Here is an 11,943-nt window from a genome sequence, read left to right as displayed (position 1 = left end):
TTGCCGATCCGTGCCGTGAGTGCTGCTGGCTCATGCCCCACCAGCGCCAGCCGGGTTTCGCGGGCGATGACCGTGCGCGCGGCGCAGCGGTTCAGCACGAAGCGGGCCAGCAGGCCGGGACGGAAGAAGCGCGCGTCCTCCAGCAGCCGCAGCATCTCGGCCGAGGCCCAGCCGTCGAACGGCGAGGGCTGGGCCGGGATCAGCACCAGGTCGGCGGCCAGCAGGGCCGAGCGCAGCAATGCCGCTACTCGAGGTGGACCGTCGATCACGACGTGATCCGCCCCCTGAGCCAGTGCCGGAGCTTCGTGATGCAGCGTGTCGCGCGCCAGCCCCATGACACCGAACAGCCGGGGCAACCCTTCCCGCGCCCGTTGCGCCGACCAGTCCAGTGCCGAGCCCTGCGGGTCGGCATCGATGACCGTCACGCGCTGGCCTTCCCGAGCCCATTGGCCCGCGAGATGCAGCGCCAGCGTCGTCTTGCCGACGCCGCCCTTCTGGTTGAGGAAGGCCACGATCATGACCCTTCTCCGGGGCTTATCCACGGATCGGAAGGAGGGCCAACATCCTTAAAGTTAGACTCTTTTAAGTTAGATTCTAAGTTAAGGGTGCCATAACTCTTTGATTCAACGTCGTGATTCGGCGTTTTCCGCAAACGATAGCACGGATGCCGTGGCAGTGATGGCACGGATAAATCCACAACTGATAGCACGGATGGATTCACAGCCTGTCCACAGGTGCCTGTGGATAATTTGACAGGCGCAAAGGCCAGCGTGTCATTGCCGTTACGGTCGGGACGCACCGACAGCCGATAGCCGGCAAAGGGCTGCCGTTTCGCCATCTCGCGCAGTTCGAAGGCAAAGCGGCGATAGGGGGAAAGACTGGCGGATTTTTCGTAGAGATGGCGCAGGCCGAAGGCCCAGCCCGCACGCTGGCGGCCGCCATGCTTGCGCACGATGCGATAGAGCCAGCGCTCCAGGCCGCCTGTGAGGCCAAAATAGGCCGGGTCGATAGTCAGAACGAGCGCGTCATCAAGCACGGCCTGATAGAACCAGTCGGGCAGGATCAATTCTATCACACGGGTGCGCCCTTCCCGCGCGGTATGTCGCTTCCACTCGTTGATCCAGGAAAAGCGGTGCAGTTGCCCCTTCCCGGTCTGCCGGAGCGAGGTCTTGATCGTGGTGGATTGCAGCCGGTCAAAGGCTGCTTCCAGCCGCTCATAGTCCCGCGCACTGTCGCCCCGGCCGATGAAGGTCAGGATCTCGCGCGGACTGGCCACCATCAGCCGCGACGTGCGCCGGCCGGCGTCGCGCGCGGCAACGAGATGACTGGCGGCCCAGATCAGCATGTCGGCATCCCAGATCGTGGCCATGCCATGTTCGGCGGACGCCTCGACGCGGATCGTGACATCGGGGGTCCGGTAATCGATCGGAACCATGCGAGGGGACTTGGCGAGGCTAAAGAACGGAAACGCCATCAGATCCTGCGCATCACGAGGGGCGAAATCTCCCGCGATGGCATGGAAGAGTTCCAGTTGCCCACGTTCGGAATGTTTCCAGCCGGACGACATCAGCGTCGGTTCCCGCGTGAGGTCGCCGGTGTCGGCGGGATCAGCGGGCTTTGCCGCGCGGCGGCCGACACGGTGCCTGCGGTCGTGTCGGAGGTGTGGGCACGTGCCCCGCTCTCGACCCAGGCCTGCAACTCATCGACCCGATAGACCACGCGGCCGCCGAGCTTCGAGTAGCGCGGGCCGGTGCCGTAGATCCGGTGTTTTTCCAGGGTGCGAATGGACAGTCCGACGAAGCGCGAGGCGTCGGGCGTGCGCAGGTAGCGCGGCGGCAGATCGCTATAATTGGCGGACATGAGAAGGCTCCGTGATCCTTGTCTGGGGCCGCGGGACAAATGCGGCCAGCAGGGATCAGCGTGGCGGAGCGGGTAGGTTCGGAACTAGGACCGATCTCGCAGAGGCATGAGATCGGTCCGTGACAGGTGAAAAATCACCGCATGCCTACCGCCAATATAAGTCACATTGACAGTATTTAATAAATATAATTTTATAAAAATAAACAACGCACATTAAATTGTTTTATTTATAAATAATAATTATTTATGATATCCAAGGTTTCTTGGATACCAGACGATCCACCCTGTACTATTCTTGCAATAGGAACTCCACATGGTGCAGCACTCCTGATTCCATCAATGTTTCGTATGAAATTTTTATCTGCAGATATAACCAAGTCAGATTCACAGAGATAGACGGACAACGCTGCATCAGCAGGCGTCCCAGGTGTTACTTTTTGTACGGACTGCAGCATTTCGAAAGCATAGTGTAACCAGAAGCATTTCATCTGTTTTTCATTGACTTCTCGCAACCAAAAACGATTCCACGATGCCAAAGAAAACTGCATCCGATCAAAATCAAGAAAAGGCGTTAACCATTCACCAAGAGGGTGTTCAGGATATGCCAGCGCTCTTGTTACAGAAGCCCACGAACGTATCCTCCAGAATTGAATAGGTTCATCTGTGATCCCTTCAGGCAAAGGGGCTGGAAATGTTCCCTCACAATTTTTGAGTGAACCAATATCACGAATGCCTTGCTCCTTATTTAGACTTCGTTGATCAGCATAATCTTTCCTTGCCATTTCGAGTAAATTACGGGGCCAACCACCATCCTCCCGTAATGCATTTCTAAGTAATTCCGAATGATAACGTGCTCGCTCCCAGAATCCTCTGGTCTTTCGCGTCCAATCATAACGTAGCTTATGGAAGCGTTGAGTGTTGGGTTCATGACGGAGCCACTCGGGTCGCAACCGCTTAACTTCTGAAAGAATTTCCTGAGATAAAGTGTAAGCCTCTGGCATTAGGCGTGTCCAAGTGGGCATAGTAAGTAACCTTACTAATCGATGACGATGCTCATCAGCGGGGGTTGCTAGAGCTTCAAAAAGAATTAGTGGCGGAACGACAATAATATTATTGGTACGTTTAATAGCCCGGTGCAAATCAGGGCCTACGTCGGCTTTAGCGAACTCACTCCAAATGTTTGTATCCAGCATGATGCGTATAGGTGATTTCCGATCAATCCGATTTGGCATGTTTAAATTTTCCTCCAATGCTAAAATCATATCTATATTTTTAAATAAAATATTCATATATTATACATTTTATTTATCATTTATATTCTTGCAGTAGACAACTAAATGCTGGAAGCGAAAAATCGATGCTCCATGGTAGCGCGACAACCACGTCGCATCATGTTGACCGAGGTGAAACAAGCAAAATTACCGTTTAAACGGATGCCGGATAAAGCCTACGGGCAACCCGCTCCATGGTTAGCCCCTGCACGATGATGGTGAACACCACCACGCCGTAACAGACGGGCAGCAGCAGTTCGCGCAACTCTCCGGGCGGTAATCCAAGCGCCAACGAAACCGAGATGCCACCACGCAGACCGCCCCAGGTCAGGATACCAAGAACACGGCCCCGCTGCCATTGCCTGAGATGAACCGGAAGCGTTGAAAACAGCACGCTCAATGCCCGCACGGCAATGGACAGAGGGATCACGGCAAGTGTCGCCAGCACCGTAAACAGATGTAGCGTGATCTCAAGGATTTCAAAGCCGATCAGCATGAACAGCAGGACGTTCAGCACCTCGTCAATGAGTGCCCATGTGATATCGAGTTCCTTTCGGGATGCCTCATCGAAAACGGAATGGCTATAGCTTGTTCCAAAGCACAGTCCCGCCACGACGACAGCAATTGCACCCGACATGCCAAGCAGGTTGGCGATGCTGAAGGTTCCGGTCGCCAGAGCCAACGACGTCAGCAGATCGATATGTGGGTCCCGCTGTCCCTTAAGCACACGGAGTGCGATCCATCCGGTCAGTGCGCCCAGCAGACCGCCACCAATCGCCTCGCGGCAAAAGCTCAGAGCAATCTCGGAGGCGGTCACTCCCAGACTGTCCCCGGTCGCCAGTCCGATCGTGACGCCGAAAATCACCACGCCTACGCCATCATTGAACAGACTCTCTCCTGCAAAAACGGCCTGAACGGTCCCCAGAACAGAAAGGGCGGCCACAGAGGCAAGCTTTGCGCGCAGATACCCGACATCCCCCTGCGTGGCCCCGGCAAACAGAAAGAGGGACAGCGCGCCATTCAGAAGGGCCGTGGGAGATTGATCGCTCCGAGCACAGACCGTGGGAGAGCCTGAAGGTCATAGGCCGGTATCAGCGGATTCAGGATCATGACCAGCAGGGAAGCCAGCAATGAAAAGATCAGCACGCCGATCGTTACAGGGAGGCGAAACGTGTGGTGATTGAGAATGCTAAACCCTGCCGAGAGAGTCAGAAGCAGGGCGAGGAGGCTGATGGTATCCATGCCCTCACCGCTGGCTGCTCCTGTTCCTTACGTCGAGAAAAACCGGATGTTGGCTGCTTCTCGAAAGTCTTGATTGTCTGAGAAGTGGCACACGCAAGGACGAGTCGTCCTATCGCCCCCGGGATGGATGCAACAGCAAACGCCGGTATTCTCCGTCGCGCAGCGCCCGCGCAAAACGTACCAGCCGTTTCATGCGGAAATGCAGATCGTGCGAAAGCCAATCCCCAGCGGAAACCTCCCGACCGAACAGAACGCCGGCGATCTCGCGCTGCGATACCCCGCTGTCCAGACCGTCAAGCGTACGGAGCGCCAGGATCAGCCTGCGGATGCGATCGGATGACAGGCGGGCCGGATCACGACCGGGACGCCGATCTATCAGCACGCGCCAGAGCCGCAAGGCGGCCTGGACGCGTACCTCGAACAATGCGTCGAACGGCAGCAACACGCCGACCGGAGCCCCGTCAGGCGGCAGGACGTACAGGCGCAGGATCGTCTCCCCCCGCTCGACCAGCACTTCTTCCGCCATGTCGGGCGGCAGTCCTGCCCGGGCGAGAGAGAGCGGACGAGACGCCGCGTCAGCCAGTGCTGTCGGCAGGGGGACAACCGCAATCACGGCTGGCGATACCGCAACAGTCCAGAGGGCGGTACGCGGATCGAGGGCCGTGCGGACACTCTCGAAATCGCAACCCCCAGCGCCGGGCGAAGGCTTCGGCGTCTAACGTGGACAGCGCGGCCCGGCGCGCGGCGCGCTGAAGGGCGGCACGATCGCGGATAAAGTCCCGATTGCGACTGACAAACTGCAAGGCAAAGGCAGGGGCGTCGAGCGACCGCAGGCCCTCGTACGCGCCCGCCGATCGCCAGTTGGCGCGGCTCATGGCGTCGTCTCCGATGCGTAACGGGTAGGAACAGGGCAAGCACTTGCTCGCGAGAGTATGCCAGACCGTCCCGTTGCCCGCTACGCCCCGGTCCTGCAACAGGTCTTGCAGGTCACGCAACGATTCAGGGGGTCAGTGGGGCGCGCCGCCGCGCAGGAGATGCTGGTAGCCGTGCTCGGTCATCCAGTGCGCCCGCGCCAGATGACTGTGCCAGCAGCGGTGGACGCCCTCGGCGTCAACCGTGGCGTCGCGGTGCAGCACGATGCGGGCGACCTCGCGCCAGTCGGCGCCATCGGCCTCGGCATCCAGCAGGCGGAGATAGGTGATCAGATGCTGTTCGTCATAGCCGGTGAGACAGGACGCTTCCGGGGCGCTGTCGGCGACGGACGGGTCGAGCGGGGGCTTCTGCATGATCGGTCCGATCAGGTCGGAGAACGAACGCGACGCACCCTAGCCTGCCGCGTTTCGATGCCGGAAGTCTCGTGAAGAAACATGACGCCGCGTCCTTGTCCGGACTCGATGAACAGGATGCCCGCCGCTTCCAGCGCGCGACGGACCTGGTCGGTCGTGCTTTCATGAACGCCGAGACCGCGTTCGGATTCAAGGCGCTTGAGCGCGGTCAATGCTACGAGGGCCTTTTCAGCAAGCATCTCCTGTGTCCAGTTCAGAAGTGCCCGTGCCGCCCTTACCTGTCGGCCTGTGATCATCCACGATCACATCCGACACGCGAGGCCAACACACCAGAAATACGACTATAATAGTCGTATTATGGATATTCAACACCGTTCTTTCAGCAGGATGGTAAAAGCAGATCGGCGTCTGAATTTCTGATGGTACGGGCGACCACACAAAAAGACCCCCGCGCTATACGGGGGCCGACTCGTCGTGGTGCTCTGTTGCGCATCGGGCAAGCGCCTCTTTGAGTTCGCGCTCGATCTGCTGCCGCTCACGGCGGCTCAGGTGAAAGCTGGTCAGTTCGGCGCGCAGCATCTGGATGTGGTCGTGTAGTGTGGTCATCGTCCTGTACCTTTCGTTTCTCGAAGACAGGACGGACGGCTCATGCCGGGGTGGACCGGGTCAGGGATCGCCGCAGGCGACCGGCTCGCCGGCGCGTGGGGGAGCCGATTTTGTTCGGTGCGCCCGGCACGGGTGCGCCGGGCAAAATTGGGGGGACCACGCGTCCTTGACACGGTTCGCCCTCGCGCATGGTACAATGGGAAGGCTGAGGGAAAGCCTCTGTTCCTCCTGCCTTCCACGTCGGGCGACCAGCGCTGCCGCCCGCGCCCCGGAAGAGCCCGCGGGAAAAGAAGCCCGGAAGGCCCCGCCCGGAGAGACCGGGCGGGGTTGGTGGTGGGGAGCTTACTCCCCGTTCCGGCTGCGGGGCCGGGTCCAGATGAGGGTGTAACCTTCCCCTTCTTCGTCGGTGAACAGGTTGGCGAAGATCGGGGCGGCGAAGGAGGGATCGTCCAGCTTCAGGCTCAGATAGGTGCGGCCTTCGTTGGAGCGGCGGGGCCATGCGGCGCCGAGTTCGACCCGTCCGAGGTAGACGCGGTAGTTGGGGGCGTTGTCGTTGGCCCGGCTGGTTTCCGCCACCAGGCGGACGTTGCGGGCCTGCAGGGCCAGGGTGACGATTTCGCCTTCGAAGCCTTCGCCCACCTTCTTGAAGGAACCGATGTTAGCCATTGTCGTATCTCCATGCTGTTATCGGGCCGCGACCACCGTGGCCTCGATGGCGATCGACCAGCCGGAGGCGAGCGGCAGAGCACCCTTCAGGGCCGAAGCGCAGCGGAGGACGGCAGGGCCGGAACTTTCTTGTCTCGCGAGGAATGACGGCGCAGCCGTCAGGGGAAGAAAGTTCTGGAACGCCGTTGCGGCCAGCCGATCGAGGCGCAGCCGGTCTTCGGCTAGATCAGCCATCCGACAGAGGCCATGGTGTGCGGACCCGCCAGCCCCATGGAGAGACGATGCCGGCATGACCGGTCCGACAGGTGGGGAACGTGCGACACAGAAGAATATCGCACTCGCCCGGGCAACCGTCTTCCCTGCTGGTGGCACGGATCGCGGCCAGACACCCGCCCCCGACTGCCGCGTCCCTGCTGCGAACGGTTCGGGCCGCATGGACCCGTCGTTCCAACGAAGGCAGGCCAGCCAATTGCCCGCTGGACGATCCCTCCTTCGCCACTGCTGTTTCGACCTGTTCACAGGTGAGGAAGGGACCACCGCTCCCTCATCCATCGTCCCTGCAGCCGGAATGGGGAAAAAGGTCACACTCCGCACCCGATCTCTCCGGGCGGGGCCTTCCGGGGCGCGGTCCATCCCGTTTGCTTCAACCGGCAGCGCGGGCAACGGGGAGCCCGACGGACAGTTCTGATCGATCAGTGCCACGTGAAAAATCGTGAGCAGAACTCATCATTTTCTGGATATGGTCGAAAGAGACAATGGCGCTTACGCGCCACTGTCCTTGCGGAACCGCCAGACCGGGATACCCATCTGTTTGGCCTTGTCAGCCAGATTGTCCTGAATCCCCGATCCCGGAAACACCATGACCCCGACGGGCAGGACTTTCAGCAGGGCATCGTTCCGCCGGAACGGGGCGGCCTTGCCGTGCCGGTTCCAGTCCGGTTTGAAGGCGATCTGCGCGACCTCGCGATGATCGGCCCAGCGGGAGGCGATGAACTCCGCTCCTTTCGGCGAACCTCCGTGCAACAGCACCATGTCGGGATGTTTCTCGCGCACCTTATCCAGCCGGTTCCAGATCAGGTGATGGTCTTCGTAATCGAGCCCGCCGGTCACAGCGACCTTTGGTCCGGGAGGCACGAGCAGTTCGGTTTCGGCCTTGCGGCGCGCGTTGAGAAAATCACGGCTGTCGATCATCGACGCCGTCAGGGTGCTGCGGCTGACCAGCGAACCGGAGCGAGGTCGCCAGGGCGACATGGTCAGGCGTTCGAACTGGTCGCAGGCGAGGTCGCGGAAGATCTCGTAAGCGTTGCGTCGTTCCAGCAGGGTCAGCCCCTCGGCAATGAGGCGTTCCAGTTCCACCGAGCGGATCTCACTACCATCCTGTTCCTGCTGGCTGCGCTTCTGCGCCGCCTCGTTGCGGTCGAGATCGCGCTCCACCTGCCCGACCATGCGGTGAAAGACATTGACGGTGGACCAGAGCAGCGGTTCGAGATCGGGTTCCAGCCGCGTGTCGGTCAGCGTGGCGGACAGGGCGTCGAAGATATCGGCCACCGCGCCCTCGATCTGGCTGGCGTCGGGCAGCGGCCTTGGATCCGGCTCGTCTTCAAAGGGTCGGTGGCCGTAAAGCTGGAGTTCCGCCAGCACATGCGCGGTGGAAGAGGTGGCGTGTGCGGGTTCGAAATCGTCCTGTGTGCGGGTCATGGATCTGTCCTCCGGTTCTGGCCGCGCCCCTCGCGGTCTTTCCGGGGGCGGATAGCGGCAGACGAAGGCCGGGCCGGAACCGCGCAACGCGCGGCCGCAACGCTGTGGAGGATGGCAGGGAGACGGCTATTTTGCTTCGCGATGCAAAGCGCGGCACGCGCGGCGGAAAATAGCCGGCTCCGCCATTGCAGGCCCAGCCTGGCTGACGCCCGCTCCCCTCCAAGAAAGGCCACGGGCGCGCCCCATCCGGAAACGGGACAGCCCCGCGCCATACCGGAAAGAAGAAGACCCTTCCCCTTCCCGGCCCGCCTCAGTGCGCGACGGGTTGCAGGAACCGCGCCACGTCCTGCGGGGCAAGCTGGGGATGCAGGATCGCCCGCATCGCCCCGCGCCCGAGGTAGCGGAGATCATCGTTGAAATCCGCCAGACGTGGTGACAGCACAAGGCACTCGATCCCGGCCTCCTGCGTCCGGGCCATCAGGGTCGCCGCCGCATGGTCTCCGGCCGGGTCGTCATCGCGCAGCACGTAGAGACGGCGCAGCAGCGGCGGAAAGATCAGGGCGGCGAGATGCGCCGAGGACAGGCAGGCGACCAGCGGCAGATCGGGCAGAACCTGCCGCAGCGACAGCACCGTCTCGATCCCCTCGCCTGCTGCCAGAACGTCAGACACCGTGCCAAAGCGCACGGCATGGCCGAGCAGGTCGCCCAGCGCACGACGCGGATGATCGACCAGGGCCTTGCCACGCCCGTCCGCCGCCAGCCAGGTGCGATGCACGCCGCTTAACGTGCCGTCGAGGTCGGTGACGGCGGCGATCATCGCGGGCCAGGTCTGCGTCGGACTGTGCTCGTCCGGACGGTAAAAGCAGCGCGGATGGAAGCGCAGGGCTTCGGTTCCGTGCAAAAGCGTCATGTCGCGTCTGCGGAGATACGTTTCTACGGGCGTGCCCGTGATCGACCCGGACATGGCCCAGAGCCGACGCGCGGCTTCCGACGAATTGGCGGAGCCACGGTCACGGACCGGACGATCCTGTGACGACGATGCCGGGTCGGGACGTGGCAGGCTGAGGAACGCACGCGCCTCATCGGCCACGTCGCGGAAATCCACCAGACCGAGGCTTTCGCGGATCACGTCGAGCAGATCGCCATGCTCGGCGGACTGCGCATCCATCCACTTACCGGCCCTGCCATTGGCGGTGTCATGCAGCCGGACAAACAGCGACCGGCCGGGCGTGTTGTGCACATCTCCGACCAGCCAGTAATTGCCGTGACGGCGACCGGCGGACAGATACCGACGGCACACCGCCTCTGCGTTCTCCGCCAGACGGCGGGCGAGATCACCTGCATCATGTCCGGTCATCGGCCCTGCCCTCCTGTGTCGGGATCGCCTCCATCCAGGGCGATTGCCAGCCAGCGATCGGTCGTCATCCATGAAATCGTCCTGCTCCTGCCAAGGTCAAGCAGATGCGCGCCGCCGCTGAAGGCGCCGATCCGGGGACGGGATGCCGTATTGGCCCACTGGAATCCCCATCGGCCCCGCAACCGGAAGGTCCGCGCGCAGCGCAGCACGAATTCCACGACCTGCTGCGGATCACCGGTCACGTCATCGCGCATCCAGAGCCTGGTGCCACCATATTCCGGTTCTACGGAAAGCCGGAACCCGTCAGAGGGCGGATCTTCCGCCGCCAGTTCATCCATGAACGCGTTGTAGAGATCGAGCGCCTTTGCGGCATTGTCCACCGTGCCCACGTCGAGAACGCAGGAAAAATGCGTGAAAAAATCAGCCATCGAAATGACTCCCGAAACGAAAAAGCCCGGCGCAGGGGCCGGGCTCGTAAAAACGTATTGGCGGAAAAGCGTGCAGTCGTTTTTCAGGACGCACGCTCCATCAGCCTGCAGGCCTTCTCTTCCAGATCCAGCCGCGTGTCCTGATTGGCCTTCGTCCGCGCCAGTGCGGTAATGCCCTGCACGAAATCAAACACGCTCTCGGGCTTGCGGCCTTCCTCGTGCAGCACGGTTTCGATGATCTTCGCGGTTTCCGGTTTCGAGAACCCACGACGACGCAGGAACGTTTCACGATCGTCATCGTTCTTCGCCACCAGCGCCCGGCGCGAGGCCTGAATGCCCGAAACGAATGACGCCGGGCTGGCCGTGGCGAAATTTCGGAGCGCCGGTGTCGCCTGATGCACGAAACGGGATGCTGCAAACTTGCTATGCCGGATCGTGATCTGTTCGAAATTCTCTACGCCCCAGAGCATCCTGTTCTGGCACACGCCGCGCAGGTAGAAGGACGCAATGCCGAGACTTTTACTGCCGACTTCCGAATTCCACGCGTAGAAACCCCGGAAATAGAGATCGGGGTCACCATTGGGCAGGCGTCCGACTTCAATGGGATGCGTATCGTCCACAAGGAACAGGAAGACATCCCTGTCTGACGCATACAGCGTCGTGGTCTCCTTCGTGATGTCCACATACGGATTATGGGTCATGGTCGCCCAGTCGATGACACCCGGCACCTTCCAGTTGGTGTCGCCCGTGCCGTCACCGGCGATCTTCCGCACGGCACCCACCAGTTCATGGTCCCAGATGCGGCCATAATCGGGACCGGTTACGGCGCGCAGCTCGACGCGACCGTCTTCCGTCTCCAGTGTTTTGACCAGTTCGGCGCGATGCGACAGCAGCCCGTGCTGCAGGTTGATCGCCGCCAGCGGAGCCGGAAGGTTGCGCAGATAGGACGACGGCGCGCCGACAAGGCTGCACATCTGGCCGAACGACCAGTGTGTCGGTGCGATCGGCTCGTTCTGTCCCGGCACGGTGAGCGTCAGGTGCTCGGCATTGTCGCGCGAGGCCTCGATGCGGATGGCGCGGCTCTCTACCGTGCGGGCGGTGGCCCGATCCGCACGGGCAAGCGTGGCGGCATGCAGGTCAGACAGGGACAGATAGCGCTCGTCATCGGGGCGGGAGAACCACTCCGAAGACACGCGTGCATTGCGGCTGCCGCGGGAGGGATCGATCTTAAAGCCGCTGGACGCGGCGCCACGGGACGCAGAGGGCAGGATGGTGGGCGTGGTCATGGAAAACTCTCCTCTATGCCGGTTATTCGGCACAGAAGGCGAAGCCGCCCTCTTCCTCTGATCACCACTTCCCACGCGGGATCCCATCCAACCCCAGAAATACCCAGCCCCTCATCCCGGAACACGGCGTTCCCGTCACCTACCCGAAATCACGACAGCAATGGGGGGAAGAACGAACCCGCTGCGCGGGAATGGTGTAGCGTGGCTGTCTGTCACCACGGCGTGAGAGAGGTGTTTTATTTG

General features: G+C 61.3%; 16 protein-coding genes and 1 pseudogene. 1 reads left to right on the top strand and 16 read right to left on the bottom strand.

From position 1 onward, the window contains the following. The 12 genes and pseudogenes from parA to MSKU9_RS13625 form a co-directional block, all read right to left on the bottom strand. A partial coding sequence (parA, locus tag MSKU9_RS13680; protein ID WP_141261944.1) for a ParA family partition ATPase occupies nucleotides 1–518 on the bottom strand: 518 nt, incomplete at its 3' end. Then, nucleotides 515–1,567, bottom strand: coding sequence for a replication initiator protein A (locus MSKU9_RS13675; RefSeq protein WP_141261943.1), 1,053 nt, complete (start codon nucleotides 1,565–1,567; stop codon nucleotides 515–517). The genes MSKU9_RS13675 and parA, both read right to left, overlap by 4 nt. Beyond that, on the bottom strand, nucleotides 1,567–1,860 hold the full coding sequence (locus tag MSKU9_RS13670) for a helix-turn-helix transcriptional regulator (RefSeq protein ID WP_012222350.1): 294 nt from the start codon (nucleotides 1,858–1,860) through the stop codon (nucleotides 1,567–1,569). Before MSKU9_RS13670 ends, MSKU9_RS13675 begins: the two co-directional genes overlap by 1 nt. Before the next feature lie 227 nt (nucleotides 1,861–2,087). Beyond that, nucleotides 2,088–3,149 carry a type II toxin-antitoxin system VapC family toxin gene (locus tag MSKU9_RS13665; RefSeq protein ID WP_141261942.1) on the bottom strand — a complete coding sequence of 354 codons (1,062 nt, stop codon included), beginning with the start codon at nucleotides 3,147–3,149 and terminating at the stop codon, nucleotides 2,088–2,090. Between the two features lie 136 nt (nucleotides 3,150–3,285). Beyond that, nucleotides 3,286–4,373: pseudogene (locus tag MSKU9_RS13660) on the bottom strand (cation:proton antiporter domain-containing protein). A gap of 109 nt (nucleotides 4,374–4,482) precedes the next feature. Continuing rightward, on the bottom strand, nucleotides 4,483–4,986 hold the full coding sequence (locus MSKU9_RS13655; RefSeq protein ID WP_227002502.1) for a DUF2285 domain-containing protein: 504 nt from the start codon (nucleotides 4,984–4,986) through the stop codon (nucleotides 4,483–4,485). Beyond that, nucleotides 4,949–5,248: a transcriptional regulator domain-containing protein gene (locus MSKU9_RS18605; RefSeq protein WP_227002501.1), complete on the bottom strand. Its 300-nt coding sequence runs from the start codon at nucleotides 5,246–5,248 to the stop codon at nucleotides 4,949–4,951. The genes MSKU9_RS13655 and MSKU9_RS18605 overlap by 38 nt, the downstream gene beginning before the upstream one ends. 132 nt (nucleotides 5,249–5,380) lie before the next feature. Further along, on the bottom strand, nucleotides 5,381–5,659 hold the full coding sequence (locus MSKU9_RS13645; RefSeq protein WP_141261941.1) for a DNA -binding domain-containing protein: 279 nt from the start codon (nucleotides 5,657–5,659) through the stop codon (nucleotides 5,381–5,383). 11 nt (nucleotides 5,660–5,670) lie between these two features. After that, nucleotides 5,671–5,955 (bottom strand): helix-turn-helix domain-containing protein, encoded by a 285-nt coding sequence (locus MSKU9_RS13640; protein ID WP_141261940.1) that lies wholly within the window; start codon nucleotides 5,953–5,955, stop codon nucleotides 5,671–5,673. Between the two features lie 157 nt (nucleotides 5,956–6,112). Next, the gene (locus tag MSKU9_RS18280; RefSeq protein ID WP_162853823.1) at nucleotides 6,113–6,265 is read right to left on the bottom strand and encodes a hypothetical protein; all 153 of its coding nucleotides are present in this window, start codon (nucleotides 6,263–6,265) and stop codon (nucleotides 6,113–6,115) included. A gap of 342 nt (nucleotides 6,266–6,607) precedes the next feature. Next, entirely contained in the window at nucleotides 6,608–6,931 is a 324-nt protein-coding gene (locus MSKU9_RS13630; RefSeq protein WP_141261939.1) for a DUF736 domain-containing protein, read from the bottom strand. Between the two features lie 18 nt (nucleotides 6,932–6,949). Next, a complete protein-coding gene (locus tag MSKU9_RS13625; RefSeq protein WP_003617598.1) occupies nucleotides 6,950–7,165 on the bottom strand; it encodes a hypothetical protein in 216 nt (71 codons plus the stop codon). Between the two features lie 55 nt (nucleotides 7,166–7,220). Between MSKU9_RS13625 and MSKU9_RS13620 the strand changes: the two genes are divergently transcribed. Then, on the top strand, nucleotides 7,221–7,619 hold the full coding sequence (locus MSKU9_RS13620) for a hypothetical protein (protein WP_141261938.1): 399 nt from the start codon (nucleotides 7,221–7,223) through the stop codon (nucleotides 7,617–7,619). Between the two features lie 74 nt (nucleotides 7,620–7,693). On the opposite strand, the gene MSKU9_RS13615 is transcribed toward MSKU9_RS13620, so the two are convergent. The 4 genes from MSKU9_RS13615 to MSKU9_RS13600 all read right to left on the bottom strand — a co-directional run bounded on the left by MSKU9_RS13615 (nucleotide 7,694) and on the right by MSKU9_RS13600 (nucleotide 11,700). Then, the gene (locus MSKU9_RS13615; protein ID WP_086613206.1) at nucleotides 7,694–8,629 is read right to left on the bottom strand and encodes a DUF2493 domain-containing protein; all 936 of its coding nucleotides are present in this window, start codon (nucleotides 8,627–8,629) and stop codon (nucleotides 7,694–7,696) included. 310 nt (nucleotides 8,630–8,939) lie between these two features. Then, on the bottom strand, nucleotides 8,940–9,986 hold the full coding sequence (locus MSKU9_RS13610) for a DUF7146 domain-containing protein (RefSeq protein ID WP_141261936.1): 1,047 nt from the start codon (nucleotides 9,984–9,986) through the stop codon (nucleotides 8,940–8,942). Then, nucleotides 9,983–10,414: a hypothetical protein gene (locus MSKU9_RS13605; RefSeq protein ID WP_089179455.1), complete on the bottom strand. Its 432-nt coding sequence runs from the start codon at nucleotides 10,412–10,414 to the stop codon at nucleotides 9,983–9,985. Before MSKU9_RS13605 ends, MSKU9_RS13610 begins: the two co-directional genes overlap by 4 nt. 83 nt (nucleotides 10,415–10,497) lie before the next feature. Continuing rightward, a complete protein-coding gene (locus MSKU9_RS13600; protein WP_141261935.1) occupies nucleotides 10,498–11,700 on the bottom strand; it encodes a DUF932 domain-containing protein in 1,203 nt (400 codons plus the stop codon). Nucleotides 11,701–11,943 lie beyond the last annotated feature (243 nt).

This window comes from Komagataeibacter diospyri, assembly GCF_006538165.1.
Taxonomy (GTDB): domain Bacteria; phylum Pseudomonadota; class Alphaproteobacteria; order Acetobacterales; family Acetobacteraceae; genus Komagataeibacter; species Komagataeibacter diospyri.
This window is presented reverse-complemented; position numbering and strand designations above follow the sequence as displayed.